This window comes from Methylobacterium persicinum (assembly GCF_022179525.1).
GTDB classification, from domain to species: Bacteria; Pseudomonadota; Alphaproteobacteria; order Rhizobiales; family Beijerinckiaceae; genus Methylobacterium; species Methylobacterium persicinum.
This window is the reverse complement of the sequence record NZ_BPQX01000014.1, coordinates 208,699-225,240: the sequence shown is the minus strand read 5'-3', so window position 1 is coordinate 225,240 and position 16,542 is coordinate 208,699. Positions and strand designations below refer to the sequence as shown.

The following is a 16,542-nucleotide window of genomic DNA, read 5'->3' as shown; positions in this document are numbered from 1 at the left end:
CAGCCGACACGCCTGAGCCCGCCGCCGCCAGGGCGCCCGACCTGCATGAGGTCGACGACACATCGAGCGTGGTCGTTTCCGTCTCGGAGACCGGTTGGGCGGAGCGCTCGGTGCCTTAAGGCATCTGCGGAAGGTGCATCTCCTTTCGGAACGACTTGTCGAAGACGCCCGCCGGAACGAACCGGCGCAGCAGGCTGATCTGCCGCGCCTTGGCTCCTGCGGTGTAGCGGCGCCGGGGCGTCGCCGCCGTGGCGGCTGCAACGACGACCTTCGCCACGATATCGGGCGCATCCGCGGTCTTCATGGCCTCGCTGAGGAACCGGTCCCGCCCGGCGCGTACGTCGTCGTAGAGGCCGAGAGGACGGTCGGAGCGGACGAGGTTCTGGTCGAAGGCCGTACGCGTAAAGGCGGGCTCGACGAGCACGACGCGGATACCCTGGTCGCGCACCTCGTGGTCCAGCGACTCGGAGTAACCCTCGACCGCGTGCTTGCTGGCACCGTAGAGCGCCATGTACGGCGCCGGGATCAAGCCCAGGACCGAGCTGATGTTGATGATCCGTCCGCCCTTCTGAGCCCGCATGATGGGCAGGACGGCGCGGGTCGCGCGGATGACCCCGAACACGTTGACGTCGAACATGGCCTGAGCCTGCGCGACTGAAGATTCCTCCGCAGCCCCGCTGATGCCGAAGCCGGCATTGTTGACCAGGAGGTCGATGCGGCCGGTCTCACCGAGGACCGTCTCGACCATTGCGGCGACGGAGGCATCGTCGGTGACGTCGCACGGGAGTATCCGGGCGTTGGCGGCGGCAGGAGAGGCCGGCTTCCGGCTCGTCCCGAACACGCGATAACCGGCAGCCCGCAGGGCCTTGGCGGTCTCGAGGCCGATGCCGGAGGTCGCTCCGGTCACGATGGCGGTCTTGCTGGACGTCTGGTTCACGGTGCTCTCCTCTCGTCGCGCCGATCGGGTGGGCGACCAAGGATTATAGATTACGATCATAATCTATATTGGCAACACACAGAGTGCGTCGGCAACGGCGCCCGGTGCGGTGGAGCACTTCCGCGCGAAAGGTCAGGACATGACGGAATCCTGTGCCGCCTGCAGCAGTTCGTTTGCCAGCTCCTCGTCATCCACGGCTCGCGCCAGGACGACGGCGCCCACGAGGGTGGCCGTCGTCGCGAGGGCCCGCCGCCGCCGACGCTCCTTCGACGCCTTCGGCGTCAGACCGGCGATGAGGGCCGCCAGACCTTCGACACCGCGCGTGAAACGAGCCCGGACGAGGCTGTCCGGCGCCTCCCGGGAAACGTCGTTCGCCAGCGCCGCCAGGGGACAACCTCTCCCCGGCGACTTCACATGGCCAAGCGACAGGTAGTTCGCGACCACGGTGTTCGTGGTGCCCCGGTTTTCCTCCGCGAGGGCGACATCGAACGCCTCCGCCGCCAGGGCGTCCTTGTTGGCGAACTGGCCGTAGAAGCCGCCATGGGTCATGCCGGCGGCGGCCATGATGTCCACCACACCCACGCCGTGCAGACCGCGCTCGCGGAACAGGCCCGCAGCGACCTCGACCACACGCTGCCGATTGATCTTCGCCTGTTCCTTCGACACTCTCGGCATTGCCTGATCCCTAGGCGTCCCTCACGTCCATATAGATGCCCGTCGTCATCTTAAGAAGGGCATGCTTAGGCCGCCGCGGATCCTCACGCCTGGGCCCCGTGGGAAGCTGCACCGGCACCGGCCGGGACTTCCCGTTCGCGCGGCTCCCGTGCGACCCGGAACCAGAGCGCGTAGAGGGCAGGCAGGAACAGGAGGGTGAGCAGGGTTCCGACCCCGACCCCGCCGATCAGCACGTAGGCAAGTGCCCCCCAGAACACCGAGTGGGTGAGCGGGATGAAGGCCAGCATCGCCGCCGCCGCCGTCAGGATCACCGGGCGGGCCCGGCGCACCGTCGATTCGACGATGGCTTGATAGTCCGACAGTCCCGCCGCGCGGTCGTGATGGATCTGATCGACAAGGATCAGGGTGTTGCGCATCAGGATGCCCGACAGCGCAATCAGCCCGAGGATTGCGTTGAAGCCGAAGGGCTGGTGGAAGACGAGCAGGGTCGGGACCGCGCCGACGAGGCCGAGCGGTGCGGTGGCGAACACCATGAACATCGTGGTGAACGAGCGGACCTGCAGCATGATGACCGTCAGCGTCACGATCAGCATCAGCGGGAAGACCGTCACCAGGGCCTGCATCGCCTTCTCGCTCTCCTCGACGGAGCCGGCGGTGTCGATGCGGTAGCCCGGCGGCAGCTTCGCCTTGATCGCCGCAAGGGCGGGCACGACCTGCGCGTGAATGTCCGGAGGCTGCTTACCGTCGAGTACGTCGCCCTGCACGCGGATATAGGTCTCGCGGTTGTAGCGCTTGAGCACCGCGTCCTCGTTACGGCTCTCCAGGTGCGCGACTTGTGAGAGTGGGACCTGCCGTCCGTCCTTCGTGGCGAGCGTGAGGTCGCCGATGTCGCCCAGGGATCGGCGCTCCGGGCCGGGGCTGCGCAGGAGCACGTCCACGGAGCGCAAGTTCTCACGCACCTGGGTCGCGGGGGTGCCGTTGAGGTAGCTCTGCAATTGCTGGCCGACCTCCTTCGGCGTCAGGCCGATCAGGCGCAGGCGCTCCTGGTCGAGGGCGAGGTGGAGGGTCGGCGTCCTGTCGCCCCAGTCGAGGTGGACGAGGCGCAGATTCGGGTTGGCCATCATGACGTCACGTACCTCCGCCGCAATTCCGCGGATCACGTCGAGGTCGGGGCCGACCACCCGAAAGGCGACGGGAAAGCGCACCGGTGGCCCGAATACGATCTGCAGGACGCGTACACGCGCCTCGGGGAAGCGCCCCTCGTCCACGAGGTGGCGCACCTTGGCCCGGAGGACGTCGCGGGCGTGAGAATCGGCGGTCTGCACGACGATCTGCGCGAAGGCGGGATCCGGCAGCTCCGGGTCGAAGGAGAGCACGAAGCGCGGCATGCCCTGGCCGATGTAGCTCGTGATTTCGCGCGCCTCGGGCAGGGTGCGAACGGCGGCTTCGATCCGCTTCACGCTGGCTTCGGTGGTGGCGAAGGCGGAGCCGGATGGCAGCGTCACCTCCACGATCAGTTCCGAGCGCTCCGAATTCGGGAAGAATTGCTTCTCGACCTTGCCCATGCCGACAACAGCGGCCGCGAACAGCGCCACGGTGATGCCGGCCGCGATCCACTTGTGGTCTACCGAGAGCCGCACGACCCGGCGCAGGCGCTGGTAATTTCTGGTGGCGTAGATCGCCTCGTGCCCGCCCTCGACTCGTTTGATGTCCGGCAGAAGCTTGACGCCGAGATAGGGCGTGAAGGTCACGGCCACGATCCACGAGACGATCAGCGAGAAGGCCACCACCCAGAAGATGTTGCCGGCATACTCGCCCGCCGTGGAGGCGGCGAAGCCCACGGGCAGGAAGCCGGCGATGGTGACGAGGGTGCCGGTGAGCATGGGCGCGGCGGTGGCGGTCCAGGCATAGGTCGCCGCCGAGATCCGGTCGGCCCCCTCTTCCATGCGCACCACCATCATCTCGATGGCGATGATCGCGTCGTCTACGAGGAGGCCCAGGGAGATGATGAGCGCGCCGAGGGTAATGCGGTCGAAGTCGCGGCCGGTGACCATCATCACGACGAACACGGCCGAGAGGGTGAGCGGCACCGCCAGCGCCACCACGATGCCGACCCGGAAGCCCAACGCCATCAAGCTGACGAAAATCACCACCGAGAGGGCAGTGAAGAATTTCACCATGAACTCGTGGATGGCATCGTCGATCACCTTCGCCTGATCGGTGATCTTGGTGAAGGTCACGCCCGCCGGCAGCTCGTGATGGATCGCGACCTCCTCGGCGTTCAGCGCCTCGCCGAGGTTGAGGCCGTTGAAGCCGGGCTTCATGACGAGGCCGAGCACCAGGGCCGGCTCGCCATCGTTGCGGATGGCGAAGGCCTTCGGATCCTCGTAGCCGCGCGTCACCTGCGCGATGTCGCCGAGCTTGAGGCTTCGCCCGTCCGCCGCCACCGGCAGGTTGCGGATCGCGTCGAGCCCGTCGATGGCCCCATCGAGCCGCAGGTACACCCGGGGTCCGTCGGCCTCGACGAAACCGGCGGGGGTCACGTCGTTCTGGTTGCCAAGTGCGGCCAGGAGTTGCTGGCCGTTGATGCCGAGCGTTGCGAGGCGCTGGTAGGAAACCTCGACGAAGATCTTCTGCGCCTGTTCGCCGAGGATGTTGATCTTCTCGACGCCGGGCACGCGCAGCAGGCGCTGGCGCAGATCCTCGGCGCGCAGCACAAGGTGCCGGTGCGGCAGGCCCTGGGCCTGGAGCGCGTAGAGGGCGAAGTAGATGTCTGAGAACTCGTCGTTGAACAGCGGCCCGAGCACGCCGCGCGGGAGGGTGGACGCCTGGTCCGACAGCTTCTTGCGCGCCTGATAGAACTCCGATTGGAGCTTCGCCGGCGGCATCGAGTCCTTGAAGAACACCTTCATCAGCATCAGGCCCGGGCGGACCGTCGTCTCCACCCGGTCGTAGTAGACGAGTTCCTGCAGCCGCTTCTCCAGCGGGTCGGCCACCTGCCGCTGCATCTCGTCGGTGGTCGCGCCGGGCCACGCCGCCGAGACCGCCATCGTCTTGACCGTGAAGGTCGGGTCCTCGGCGCGCCCGAGCTTCTCGAAGGCGAAGATGCCGGCGGCCGTAATCGCGAGCAGGAGAAACAGCGTGACGGCGCGCTCGCGCACCGCCAGAGCCGAGAGGTTGAAGGCCGAGGCGTTCATCGGACGGCCCCCGTCATGGCGGCGTCGGCCTGCCGAACCTTCTGGCCGGCCTTGAGCAGATGGGCGCCGAGGGCGACGATCCGGTCGCCGGGGCTGAGGCCCGCGGCGATGTCCGCGCTCTCCTCCGACAGGCGCGCCACGGCGACGGGCTGCGCCGCGACGGTCTGCGTGTCGGCATCGTAGCGCCAGACGGCCGCGCCGCCGCCCTGGTCGAACAGGGCGCCGAGGGGCACCGAGACCGACGCTGACGCCCGACCCTGGGCGGGCTTCAGCTGGAGGGTGACGGTCGCCCCGAGCGGCGCGATCTCACCCCCACCCGCGAGGATGTAGCGGGCGCGGTACGTGCGAGTCGCAGGGTCGGCGGTGGCGGACAGCTCGCGGAGCTTGGCCGGATAGGTTGTCTCGCCCTCGGCATAGAGGGTTGCCGAGGCGGTGCCCTTCGCCAAGTGCCGGCTCGCCTCGGGGAGGAACACCTCCGCCTCACGGGCGCCGTCGCGGGCGAGCTTCACCACAGTCTGGCCGGCGGCGACGACCTGGCCGGGCTCGCTCGGCACCTCCATCACGACGCCGTCGGCATCGGCCTGCAGCTCAGAATAGCCCGCTTGGTTGGCGATCTGGCTCGCCTGCGCCTCGGCATTGGAGAACTGGGCGATGGCCGCGTCGGCGGCAGCCTTGTTCTGGTCGTAGGTTTGCTTGGAGGTCCAGCCGTCGCCCACGAGCTTGCGGCTGCGTTCTTCGTCGGCCTTGGCCTTGACCATCTGCGCACGGGCGGCCTCGACGGACGCGCGGGCGGCGTTGAGTGCCAGGGTGAAGTCGGTCCGGTCGAGGCGCATCAACGGCTGGCCGAAGCGCACGTGGTCCCCCGGATCGACAAGGCGCTCGGCGATCTTGCCGCCGACGCGAAAGCCGAGGTTGCTCTCGGTGCGGGCCCGAACGACGCCGGTATAGCGGGCGACGGTGCCCGGGGCGGGCGCGACCGCGACGGTCTGCACCAGGGGCGGCTCCGGCGTGACGGCGGTTTCTGCCGGCGAGCACGCCGTCAGCGCCAAGCCGGCGAGCCCGATCATCCATCTTGCGTCCATCGCTAGTCCCCGCCGCCGTCCGAGTGCTACAAAAGATTATGATCGTAATCTATTATGGCCCGGTGTCGACGTCAACGGCACCTGCGGCGCCAGCGGTAAACGGACGAGCAGCTTGCCTTTCGCCCCAGCAACAGGCGAAGCATGGTGCGACGGCCAGGAAGACTGCCGATGAACCGTGACCCCGATAGTGTCGGCCACCAATCTCCCGCTCGTGCGTTCACCGTTCATTCGTCGGCGGAGTGTCCTATGCTCGCTAGAGTTGCCCTGATCTCGATTGCCCTCGCATCAGGTGCCCAAGCCGCCGCCTTCGATGATCTGAAGGGTCATCTCGCGTCCTGCCTGCGATTCGAAATGAACGATTCGCCCGCGCGGCGCGGCGTTCCGGCCTCGGTCCGGGTTCATGACGCGCTGGATCGGTGCGCCGACGATGTCGCCCGCCTCGAGCGGGCCGATGGACGACGACTCCGCGGCGACGGCGGAATCAGCCCCTCCACCAAGGAGGTCATCCTCCGGGTCGTGAGTCGCAGCGGCAACGGCGTCGCCAACGTGCGGTACTGAAGGCGATCTTCCCATTGGATCCGCGGCAAACGAGACGTTGGCCGTCCGCCGAGGGTGGCGCTCAGGCTCTGATATCGAGCACTTGCCCTTGTCCAGACGGTGCCGGAGGGGCCGGTGAGGCCGCAGTCTGTGCGACCAGCGCCGCGACCGACTTCTGGGCATCGATCTGTTGTCGGGCGACAGCGACGCCGACCGATTGGGCGAAGCTTCCCGCTTGCATCTGCACAGTTTGGGCAAGGACGCTCGTCATTCCCCATCCTTATCGGCAGCCTATTAAGGCCAGGTGTTCGCAATTGCTCGAATGAGCGCCAACTCATTCGCGGGGCGGCTGTCTTTACTCTCTTTGTGAGTGTTTTACGGAGGGACGAAAGCCTCGGACCTTCCCCGTTTGCCAGACCCGTGATTGAGAGCCGAGCGAAGCAATCCAGGGCTCCGCCACGTTCGGGCACGGCCCGCTACCCTGGATTGCTTCGCTCCGCTCTCCATGACGGTGAGGATCTGGACGCCGTCCGATTTGTCGCACCCAACTCGGGAAAGTGCGAACGTAACTAGCGAATTCCTGATCATATATCGACGGAACATGCTTGCGGTAACGGTTCATTACAATGAATGTGCCTATACCTTCCGCATATAAGTATAAATTATAGTCTATAATGAGATGAAGATTCTGCTTATTCTCCATTACAGGCAGAATCGTAGATCAAAATATAATTTATAGCATCAAATTTTTGAAATACGCCTCATTTGAACATTCCATACTGTTGATTTCACAAAAAATTGCGCCTAAGATGGAAGCAAAATCAATACTAAACACCTAGGGAAACACATGTACGATTTTAGCTGGCATGAACGCCATGGGGAGAAGACTCAAGCGTCGGCACACGCTGTCCTTTCAATCGTTACCGAAATATACACACCGAAATCGGTCATCGACATCGGCTGCGGTAGCGGGATTTGGCTCCGAGAAGCGAAGCGCCTGGGCTTTTCGGAGACGAAAGGTGTCGACGGCCCTTGGACAGATCTTGACCATTTGTGTATTCCACCGAACGAGGTCACGATCTGCGACCTCGAACATCGCTTGAATCTCAACCGTCAGTTTGACGCCGCCCTCTGTCTCGAGGTTGCGGAGCATGTTTCGCAGGCGTCGGCGAATTTGATCGTCGAAAATCTGACTTCGCTCAGTGATGTCGTGATATTCGGCGCCGCCATCCCATACCAGGGTGGCTTTCGCCATATTAATGAAAGGTGGCAGTCCTGGTGGGCCGAGAAATTTGCCAACCACGGATATCAGTATTTCGATGTTTTAAGACCGCAGATCTGGCATAATCCAGATGTTCATTTCTGGTACAAGCAAAACACGCTCGTGTATGTCAGGCACGATCGGGCCGATCTCATCAAGATCTACAAGGATTACATAGCGAACAGATCGTTGGGCAGCTACCCGTTGGATCTCGTCCATCCGGAACGGTACGAAGCCTTGGCATCGTATAAACAGATCGCGTTCAAGCCGCTGCTGCGCGAGCTCCCCGCCGCCGTCGCCAAGCGGGCGACAGGAATGCTCTTGGGCAGACGCTGAGGCGGCACAGGCCGGCCGCCACCCCGCGGTCCCGCGGTCCCGCGTTCATTCAAGCCGGAAGAACATGGAGCATCCCGCCGAGCAGGCCGAGCACGCCAATGCCGACCAGAGCGACGGTGATATACAGCCGCATCCAACTCGCGTCGGCTGCCCGCGAGGGCTGGGCATCGTCGGAATCGTCAAACCAATCGGTCACGGGGTCACTTCGTGTCGGGTCTCTGGGGAGACGCATGCCCTATGCACTCCCCAAGACGATGAGATGACCTTGGCCGTTCTCGCGGCGGATTTACTGGATCGGCAGTTCGCTCCGCTCCGAGTCCTTGCGGCGATCCTTCTTCCGTCGGGACACCGGAAGAGTGGTCTCCTCGTCCTCGTCGATGCGCGCCTTCAACGCGAAGTCGTGCAACCGCTGTGCGCGCTCCACGTCGCCATCCACTGGGCTGGTGAGGGCAAAGAACGCAGCGCGCACGATGTCCTTCTTGGACGCTTTCGGGTGCTTTTCACGCACGGCGGCGATCAATTCCTTCCGCTTGATCCCCGGCCCCGCCAACCCCTGCAACGTGGCGGCCAATTCTTCGATCTTGGGCATTGCTCTCTCTCCTGCCGACGACCATCGCCCCGGCGATCAAGCCCGCGATCATCTGGTCATAGGCCTCCTATTGGCGCACGGGCAACCTGCCGGGGGAAGATTCGCTTCCAATTCCATCGGCTGCGGACGAAGACAGGGTTCAAAGAACCCTCGCCGTACCGCCCATGCGCCGTTATTGAAAGAATTCGTGTCGGACCGCCCATGTCGAGGCTCGAAGGGGTGGGATTCGCGGCGCCGAAACTACTTAACGCGGGTCCGCGCCGCCGCAACTGAGTTTCGTCGATGCCCCGATACTTCATCGATTTGCACGATGGCATCGAAGCGGTGCGCGACACGACAGGCCACGAACTCGCGAATCTCGATGCGGCGCGGGTCCAGGCCGTGCGCGTTCTCACGGGCATCGCCCACGCCTTCTCCGACGAGCCGGGGCGGCAGGATTTCGTCGCCGCCATCCGCGATGCGGAAGGTGCCGTCAGGCTGCGCCTCCGGATGTCCCTCGACGCCGGTCCTATCGGCGATGTGCACACCGCGTCGCGGGACGGCAATGGGAGCATCGCGACGCCCTATCCCGTTTGGGTGAGCAGCCCGCTGAAGCTTCGCTGCTTCCTTGTCGCCGTTGAGCATCGGCGGCGACCCGCACCGGTCTATGCCGTGTTGGCGAATTCCCCCGACGATGCGCTGACGGCGGTCGCCTCGGCCGTGGCGCCGCGGTCGAAGCTCAGGATGGTCGGCGGTTTGTCGAAGGATCTGGTTCGTCAGCTCCGGCTGAAACCGGGCGACGTTCGCCTGATCTGAGCCCCGGCGCCCGTTCCGGGATGGGAGCCGGGATGGGCGCAGCCGCCCCACCGGGCATCGAAGGCGAAGGGCTCCGGCGGGGTTCGGTCCGCTTCTTGCTGGCCTCAGGAACAAGGGGAGTATCCGCGACGACCGAACCGGGAGAGCCTGCATGCGTCGATCCCTGCATACGGACGAGGAGATCGCCTTCCTGCTGGACGAGGCCGCCCGCGGCATCCCAATCGCCGAGATCTGTGCGAGCGCCCATGTCTCGCTCGGCACCTTCTACCGATGGCGGCGGCGGCTCGGCGGCCTGAAGCCCGCGGGCGTGGCCCGGCTCGATCAGGTCGAGCGGGAAAACGCGGCCCTGCGGGCGGAGCTGCAGCGCTTGCGCGGGGCGATGACGATTCAACCGACGCGACAGGGTGTAGCGGAACGGGCGGCTCCGTACCGGCCGCCACGTTACCGCAACTCCGACGCCTGTGTCGGCCGCTTCGCCTTCGTGCGGACCGCGAACTGACGGTCCCTCCGAAGGCGAACCGGCCTACCAACCCGGCGCGATGGTCCTACCCCTTCGCGACGAGGGCCGCCTTGGGCATCAGCATGTGCACGCCCTTGTTGCCGTCCACCGTTTGGGTGATCCGCAGATTCCCGGCAAGGGAACAGAGCATGTAGGCTTGGTTGCGGGTCAGGCCGGTGCGGGCGCAAACGAGGCGCACCATCTCGCGCACGGCCTGGCGCATGGCCTCGTCCAGGCTCTCGTGCAGGCCGATTGACATCAGGTCGGTTGGGGTCTCGGCGAAGGGCCACGCCCCGGCAAGATCCTTGCGAACGGTGAGGCGAAAGGTGCCGGTGAGCCCCGTCTCCAGGGCGGTGATACAGACCTCGCCATCCCCCTGCACGCCGTGGCCGTCGCCCGCGTAGAAGCCGCCGCCGGAGTTGAACACCGGCAGGTACAGGGTCGTCCCGACCCGCATCTCCTTGTTGTCCATGTTGCCGCCGAAGGCCCGGGGCACCGGCGTCCCGACCCGTCCCCAGGCGGCGGGCGGGGCGGTTCCCATGATGCCGAAGAACGGATCGAGGGGCAGTTCCGTCCCCCAGGGCAGGCGGCAGACGCCCCGGGCGGTGTCGATGTCGGCGTGGATGGTCTCGTACTCGGTGAACTCGTCCGGCAAGGTGCCGAGCAGGGGCAGGATCGCCACGAAGCCCCAATCGAGGCGGAACTTCAGGTCGAGGATGTCGACCTGAAGCATGTCGCCCGGCTCGGCGCCGACGACGTGGACCGGACCGGTGACGAAGTGTGGGCCGGGACCGGGCTTCAGCGTGTCGAGGGCCTTCAGCAGGTCGGCCGGCACCCGGGCCGGATCGGGATGGAGCGACTCGCGCCCGCCTGCGGGATGGGAGTGCAGGGTGACCGTGTCGCCGGACTCCACCGTGAGGACCGGTGGAAGCGCGGCGTCGAAATAGCCGAGCACCATCGTCTCGGGGGTACCTGGAATGTCGTGATGCGTGGGCACGGGGCCTCCTTCTGGTCCTGTCAGACGGCGATGTGGCGGGCGAGCGTCTCGTGGGTCAGCGAAGCAGGATCGCCGCGCTCCACCACGCTGCCCCGGGAGAGCACCACCACGGTGTCGGCGACCCGCAGCGCGAAATCGAGGTACTGCTCCACGAGGAGCACCGTGATCCGGCCCTTCAGCCCGGCGATCACCGTTTCGATGGCGGCGACGATCGAGGGCTGGATCCCCTCTGTCGGCTCGTCGAGGAGAAGGGCGCGGGGCCGCGTCGCCAGGGCCCGGGCGATGGCGAGTTGCTGCTGCTGGCCGCCGGAGAGGTTGCCGCCGGGGCGGTGCCAGAGACCGCGGAGCGCCGGGAACAGGGCGACCGCCTCATCGACCGACCCGGACCGGTCCAGCCCGTGGGCCCTGGCGGCCACCCGCAGGTTCTCCGCGACCGTGAGTTCGGAAAAGATCTCCCGGCCCTGCGGCACGTAGGCGAGGCCCGACCGGGCCCGCCGGTCGGAAGACAGGCGGGTTAGTTCAGTCCCGTCGAGGGCGATCCGCCCACGGCTCGCCGGGATCAGACCGGTCAGGCAGCGCAGCAGCGTGGTCTTGCCCGCGCCGTTGCGCCCGAGCACGGCGAGGCAGGCGCCCGGCTCGACGGCGAGGCCGACCCCGCGCAGAACCTGCGCACTGCCGTAATGCTGGTCGAGCCCCTCGACGAAGAGGCTGGCGGGGGCGGGGGCATCGGTCATCGGCCGAGGAAGACCTCGATCACGCGGGCATCGCCACGGGCACCATGCATGCTGCCCTCGTAGAGAGTCCGGCCCTCGTGCAGCACCGTGACCCGGTCCGCGATGGCCTCGACGAAGCCCATGTCGTGCTCGATCACCACGACGGCCCGGTCCGGCCTGCGCAGCCCCCGGATCAGGGCGGCGGTATGGGCCGTCTCGGCGTCGGAGAGGCCCGCCACCGGCTCGTCCAGGAGGAGGAGGGCAGGTTCGGCAGCCAGGACCATGCCGATCTCCAGCCACTGTTTCTCGCCGTGGGCGAGGCTCCCCGCGAGCGCCTGGGCCCTGGGCGCGAGGCCGGTCTCCCCGAGGACGGAGGCGATCCGGGCCGGGCGCTCCCCCGGGCTCAGGGCGGGGCCGCAGCCGATCTCCAGGTTCTCACGCACGGTGAGGGCAGGGAACACGCTGGGCTTCTGGAACTTCCGCCGGACGCCCGCCCGGGCGATCTCGGCCTCGGAGCACTTGGTCAGGTCGAGGGTATCGCCGAGCATCACCCGGCCGGAGACCGGCTTGGTGATGCCGGAAATCACATCGAGCAGGGTGGTCTTGCCGGCCCCGTTCGGGCCGATCACGGCCCGCACCTCGCCGGGATCGACGGCGAGGGAGACGGCGTCGAGGGCCGTGAAGCGGCCGAAGGCGACGGTCAGAGCCTCGACGACGAGGGCGCTCATCGCTGCCCCCCCAGCCAGGTCGGACGCGGGCGCCAGCTCACGAGATCGAGGAGGCCGTTGGGCAGGACCAGCACCACGAGGAGCACCAATCCGGACAGGATGAAGGGCCACGCGTCCGGCATCGCGGCGCTGAGCCAGAACTTCAGGCCGTTCACGAGGACGGCGCCGATCACCGCCCCGCCCAGGCGTCCGAGGCCGCCGATCGCCACCCAGACGGCGATCTCGATGGAGAGGTCGGGGGCGAGCACCCGCGGATTGATGATGCCGACCTGCGGGACGTAGAGGATGCCGGCGAGGGCCGCGATCATGGCCGAGAGGCACCAGATCCCGAGCTTCAGCCGGGTGGTGCTGTAGCCGAGCGTGCGCAGGCGGGTCTCGTCGTCGCGGCAGGCGAGCATCCGCCGTCCAATGGCGCTGCCGACGAGGAGGCGCGTCCCCGTCAGCACCGCCGCCAACGTCACGAGCGCCGCGACCGCGAGGCCGGTGACGACACCGGGGGATCCCATCGGCCAGCCGAAGAGCAGGGGGAAGCCTGTCATGCCGTTGTTGCCGCCGAGCCCGGTATCGTTGCGGTACATCAGCAGCATCGCGACGTAGACCAGGGCTTGGCTGATGATCGAGAAGTAGACGCCGTTGACCCGCGAGCGGAACGAGGCGAGCCCGAACACGAAGGCGACGAGCCCGGCGACCGCCAGGGCAAGGACGAAGGCGTAGGGCGCGTGGTCGAGGCCGAACCAATAAGCCGGCAGGCTCTTCCAGCCCATGAACTGCACGAAGTCCGGCAGGACGCCGGTGACGGCGGCGCCGTGCGCCAGCAGATGCATGGCGCAGACGTAGCCGCCGATCGCGAAAAACAGGCCATGCCCCAGGCTGAGGATGCCGAGGTAGCCCCAGACGAGATCGAGGGCGACGGCGAGGATCGCGAAGGCGGCAAGCTGGCCGAGGACGTTGACGAGGAACGGGGCGGGGGGCGCCACGAGGAGGGCCGCCGCAGCCGCGAGGCAGAGCCCCACCAGCCCGGCCACCAGGGGATCGCGCAGCGCGCGTCGGGCGGGTCCGCCCAGCGGCGCGAGGGCGGTCTGTACGGCGCCGCTCATCGCCGCCGCCTCACCGCGAACAGGCCCTCGGGCCGCCGCTGCAGGAACAGGATGATCCCCACGAGCACGATCACCTTGGCGGCGACCGCCCCCGAGATCGGCTCGATCAGCACGTTGGCGCCCCCGACCCCGAGGGCCGCCACCAGCGTCCCCGCGAGGCTGCCCACGCCGCCCAGCACCACGACCATGAAGCTATCGACGATGAAGCCGGACCCCATGCCGGGATTGACGCTGTAGATCGGGCACAGGGCTACCCCGGCGAGGCCGGCGAGGCCCGAGCCCAGGCCGAAGGCGAGGCGGTCGATGCGGCGGGTGGGCAGGCCGAGGCAGGCGGCCATGTCGCGGTTCTGGGTCACGGCGCGGATGTCGAGCCCCAGCGGCGTCCGGCGCAGGATCAGGAGGGTCAGCGCCAGGGTGGCCGCCGCGAAGCCGATGGCGAACAGCCGGTTCCAGGTGATGACGAAGTCGGCGTAGAGCGGGATCCCGCCGCTGACGTAGGCAGGCATCGTGAATTGCAGGTTCTGGGTGCCGACGCCCACGCGGACGAGGTTCACGAGGAATAGGCTCACCGCCCACGTGGCCAGCAGGCTCATCAGCGGGCGCTTGTAGAGGTGGCGCAGGATCAGCGCCTCGACGGCGATGCCTACCAGGGCGACCGCCAGGAAGGCCACCGGGATGGCGGCGAACAGGTATAGGTCGAGCTGAGCGGGGGCGAAGCGCCGGAACGCCTCCTGCACGCCGTAGGTGGCGTAGGCGCCGAGCATGATGAACTCGCCCTGGGCGAGGTTGATCACCCCCATCAGCCCGAAGATGATCGCGAGTCCGGCCGCCGCCATGAACAGGATGCTGGCAAAGCTCAGCCCGTTGTAGAGGATCGCGAGGGCGTTCCCGACCGCCACGGCGCGCCCGACCTGGGCGAGGCCCGCATCGAGGGCCGCCCGGAAGGCCGGATCGCTGGCGTAGGCGGGATCGCCCTTCAGGGCCTCAAGCCGTGCCGCGGCGGTCCCGGACGGGCTTGCGGCCACGGCGGCGATGGCCGCCCGGCGCCGGGCCGGATCGGGCGAGGACAGCGCCGCCGCCTGGGCGAGGCCGGCGATCGTCCCCTTGAGGGAGGCATCCGTCTCCGCGTCCCGCGCCCGGTCGAGCAAAGCCGCCGGGACGGTGGCGATGCGCCGCTCTAGGACCGAAAGGCCGGCGGCGCGGGATGCCGGATCCGGGCCGGTGAGCAGGGCGACGGTGCCGCGGGCGGTCTCCACAGCCGCGCGCTGGCGCAGGCCGAGGACCGGTGCGCGCGTCTCGGCGACCGGGCGAACCGCGCCGGTGAGCGCATCGCGTCCCTCGGGGGCCCCCGGTCGGTCGAAGAGGACGGCGCCCTCCGCCGGGCAGGCGAGGCGACGCTCCGCCAGCGCACCGAGGAGCCGACCGGCATAGGCGAGGTCGTCCGCGGCCAGATCCCCGCCGGCCTGAACGAGGCTCTCGGCGCCGCGGACCTGCCCGGCGGCGTCGCCGCACAGATCCGCCGTGAACCGGGCCCTGTCGAGGGGCGCGGCAGAGGCCGGAACCGCACAGACCGCCAGACACCAGAACGTCAGGAGCGCCGAGAGCGCCAGGAGTACCTTGGGGGAACGCCGTCCCGGATCAGCCATAGGGGCTGAAGGGGACCGGCTTCGGGGCGTTCGGAGACTGCCAGAGCACGTCGAAGCCGCGCTTCTCGTTGACCGAACCGATGAAGACGCCGCGGGAGACGTAGTTGTTGTCCCCGGTCATGCTCAGCGTGTAGCCGGACGGATCGTCGAAGCTGAGGCCCGCGAAGGCGCCGCGGACATCCGGCACCGCGAAGGATCCGGCCTTGGCGGCGGCGAGAGCCCAGAGGTGGACGCTGTCGTAGGCCGACACCATCGGATCGATCACCGTGTCGGCGCTGAACGGCACGTTCTTGGCCTTCACGTAGGCGGCCCAGTCGGCGAGGAACTTGGTGTTCCGCTCGCCCTTGGCGGCCTGGAGATAGGCCCAGCAATTGAGGTGGCCGACCAGCTTGCCGGTATCGAGCCCTTCGAGATCCGCCTCCACCATGTCGAGGCCGAGGATCGGCACGTCGGTGGCGCTGATGCCCTGGTTGGCGAATTCCCGCAGGAAGTCGGGGATGGAGGATCCGACCACGGTAAGCACCACGATCGGCTGTCCCCCGGGCTGGCTCGCGAAGCTGCGGACCTGGTTCACCAGGGTCTGGAAGTTCGAGAAACCGAACGGCACGTATTCCTCGCGCCACGCGCTTTCGGGAATGCCCTTGCTCTTCCAGTAGCCCTTCAGTTGCTTGTTGATGGTGCGGGGCCAGACGTAGTCCGAGCCGATCATGAAGAAGCGCTTCGCGCCGACGCCCTCCTGACCCATCAGGTAATCGACCGCCGGGAGCACGGAACTGGCCGGGGGCGAGTTCACGTAGACGACGTTCTTGCTGTTTTCATCGCCCTCGAAATGCAGTGGGTAGAACAACAGACCGTCGTTCTGCTCGACCACCGGCAGAACCGACTTGCGCGATACGGAGGTCCAGCAGCCGAACAGGGCCGCCACCTTCTCCTGCTGAAGCATCTGCCGGCCGACCTGCGCGTAGAGCGGCCAGTCCGAGGCAGGGTCGGAGGTCAGCACCTCGATCTGTTTGCCGTTGACGCCGCCGCGGCCGTTGATCTCGTCCGCGGCCATGCGAACCACGTAGTTCAGCCGGCCCTCGATGTTGGCCATCGTGCCCGACGAGGAGAACAGGCAGCCGAGTTTGACGGTGTCGGCGGCGAAGGCCGGCCGGATGATGGCCGGTGCCGCGAGCAGCGCCGCCGTGCCGACGAAGCTTCGCCGCGTGAGATGCGTCATCGACCCCAGAGCCCCTCTTGAATTGAGCGTCCGATTGTCGGTCCGCGGCCGGACGACAGGAAGGTCAAAGAGTCCGCAGGGCGGCGAAGGACTTGCGCATATTGGCAGCACTTGCGCGCGGAACGGGCGGCCTGCCCGCGAGAACGTAAAAATTGCGGTTGCCGCCTGTTCGGGCGAGGGCCGGTTCCTTTTGGAACGCGATGCCGGACCAGTATCCTGTAACGTTTTGTGACG

The 16,542-nt window shown here is 67.2% G+C and carries 17 protein-coding genes; 4 read left to right on the top strand and 13 right to left on the bottom strand.

Features of this window, described 5'->3' with window-relative positions; translation table 11 throughout:
- Positions 1–115: 115 nt before the first annotated feature.
- The 4 genes from MFF22_RS05700 to MFF22_RS05685 form a co-directional block, all read right to left on the bottom strand.
- Positions 116–937 (bottom strand): oxidoreductase, encoded by an 822-nt coding sequence (locus MFF22_RS05700; RefSeq protein ID WP_238248003.1) that lies wholly within the window; start codon positions 935–937, stop codon positions 116–118.
- Between the two features lie 132 nt (positions 938–1,069).
- Entirely contained in the window at positions 1,070–1,612 is a 543-nt protein-coding gene (locus MFF22_RS05695) for a TetR/AcrR family transcriptional regulator (protein WP_238248002.1), read from the bottom strand.
- 83 nt (positions 1,613–1,695) lie between these two features.
- Positions 1,696–4,809, bottom strand: coding sequence for an efflux RND transporter permease subunit (locus MFF22_RS05690; protein ID WP_238248001.1), 3,114 nt, complete (start codon positions 4,807–4,809; stop codon positions 1,696–1,698).
- Positions 4,806–5,891, bottom strand: a complete 1,086-nt coding sequence (locus MFF22_RS05685) for an efflux RND transporter periplasmic adaptor subunit (protein WP_238248000.1) — start codon at positions 5,889–5,891, stop codon at positions 4,806–4,808. The genes MFF22_RS05690 and MFF22_RS05685 overlap by 4 nt, the downstream gene beginning before the upstream one ends.
- Before the next feature lie 168 nt (positions 5,892–6,059).
- On the opposite strand from MFF22_RS05685, the gene MFF22_RS05680 reads away from it, so the two are divergent.
- The gene (locus tag MFF22_RS05680; RefSeq protein WP_238247999.1) at positions 6,060–6,449 is read left to right on the top strand and encodes a hypothetical protein; all 390 of its coding nucleotides are present in this window, start codon (positions 6,060–6,062) and stop codon (positions 6,447–6,449) included.
- A gap of 61 nt (positions 6,450–6,510) precedes the next feature.
- On the opposite strand, the gene MFF22_RS24905 is transcribed toward MFF22_RS05680, so the two are convergent.
- Positions 6,511–6,669 (bottom strand): putative motility protein, encoded by a 159-nt coding sequence (locus MFF22_RS24905; protein ID WP_238248038.1) that lies wholly within the window; start codon positions 6,667–6,669, stop codon positions 6,511–6,513.
- A gap of 606 nt (positions 6,670–7,275) precedes the next feature.
- Here MFF22_RS24905 and MFF22_RS05670 point away from each other — a divergent pair.
- On the top strand, positions 7,276–8,025 hold the full coding sequence (locus MFF22_RS05670) for a methyltransferase domain-containing protein (RefSeq protein ID WP_238247998.1): 750 nt from the start codon (positions 7,276–7,278) through the stop codon (positions 8,023–8,025).
- Positions 8,026–8,074: 49 nt separating this feature from the next.
- Here MFF22_RS05670 and MFF22_RS05665 read toward each other — a convergent pair whose 3' ends face one another.
- Both MFF22_RS05665 and MFF22_RS05660 read right to left on the bottom strand, forming a co-directional pair.
- The gene (locus MFF22_RS05665; RefSeq protein WP_238247997.1) at positions 8,075–8,221 is read right to left on the bottom strand and encodes a hypothetical protein; all 147 of its coding nucleotides are present in this window, start codon (positions 8,219–8,221) and stop codon (positions 8,075–8,077) included.
- Between the two features lie 90 nt (positions 8,222–8,311).
- On the bottom strand, positions 8,312–8,614 hold the full coding sequence (locus tag MFF22_RS05660) for a hypothetical protein (RefSeq protein ID WP_238247996.1): 303 nt from the start codon (positions 8,612–8,614) through the stop codon (positions 8,312–8,314).
- Between the two features lie 282 nt (positions 8,615–8,896).
- Here MFF22_RS05660 and MFF22_RS05655 point away from each other — a divergent pair, with 282 nt between their 5' ends.
- Both MFF22_RS05655 and MFF22_RS05650 read left to right on the top strand, forming a co-directional pair.
- Complete coding sequence (locus MFF22_RS05655; RefSeq protein WP_238247995.1) at positions 8,897–9,409, top strand: DUF6894 family protein; 513 nt, start codon at positions 8,897–8,899, stop codon at positions 9,407–9,409.
- A gap of 151 nt (positions 9,410–9,560) precedes the next feature.
- On the top strand, positions 9,561–9,908 hold the full coding sequence (locus MFF22_RS05650; protein WP_238247994.1) for a transposase: 348 nt from the start codon (positions 9,561–9,563) through the stop codon (positions 9,906–9,908).
- 46 nt (positions 9,909–9,954) lie between these two features.
- Here the strand turns inward: MFF22_RS05650 and MFF22_RS05645 are convergent, their stop codons facing one another.
- Genes MFF22_RS05645 through MFF22_RS05620 form a run of 6 tightly spaced genes read right to left on the bottom strand, consistent with a single transcriptional unit; the run spans position 9,955 to position 16,308 of the window.
- Positions 9,955–10,905 carry an acetamidase/formamidase family protein gene (locus MFF22_RS05645; protein ID WP_238247993.1) on the bottom strand — a complete coding sequence of 317 codons (951 nt, stop codon included), beginning with the start codon at positions 10,903–10,905 and terminating at the stop codon, positions 9,955–9,957.
- Positions 10,906–10,925: 20 nt separating this feature from the next.
- Entirely contained in the window at positions 10,926–11,639 is a 714-nt protein-coding gene (gene urtE / locus MFF22_RS05640) for an urea ABC transporter ATP-binding subunit UrtE (protein ID WP_238247992.1), read from the bottom strand.
- Positions 11,636–12,346 (bottom strand): ATP-binding cassette domain-containing protein, encoded by a 711-nt coding sequence (locus MFF22_RS05635; RefSeq protein WP_238247991.1) that lies wholly within the window; start codon positions 12,344–12,346, stop codon positions 11,636–11,638. The genes urtE and MFF22_RS05635 overlap by 4 nt, the downstream gene beginning before the upstream one ends.
- The gene (gene urtC, locus MFF22_RS05630; RefSeq protein WP_238247990.1) at positions 12,343–13,443 is read right to left on the bottom strand and encodes an urea ABC transporter permease subunit UrtC; all 1,101 of its coding nucleotides are present in this window, start codon (positions 13,441–13,443) and stop codon (positions 12,343–12,345) included. The genes MFF22_RS05635 and urtC overlap by 4 nt, the downstream gene beginning before the upstream one ends.
- The gene (gene urtB, locus MFF22_RS05625; protein ID WP_238247989.1) at positions 13,440–15,089 is read right to left on the bottom strand and encodes an urea ABC transporter permease subunit UrtB; all 1,650 of its coding nucleotides are present in this window, start codon (positions 15,087–15,089) and stop codon (positions 13,440–13,442) included. Before urtB ends, urtC begins: the two co-directional genes overlap by 4 nt.
- Complete coding sequence (locus tag MFF22_RS05620; protein ID WP_238247988.1) at positions 15,082–16,308, bottom strand: transporter substrate-binding protein; 1,227 nt, start codon at positions 16,306–16,308, stop codon at positions 15,082–15,084. The genes urtB and MFF22_RS05620 overlap by 8 nt, the downstream gene beginning before the upstream one ends.
- Positions 16,309–16,542 lie beyond the last annotated feature (234 nt).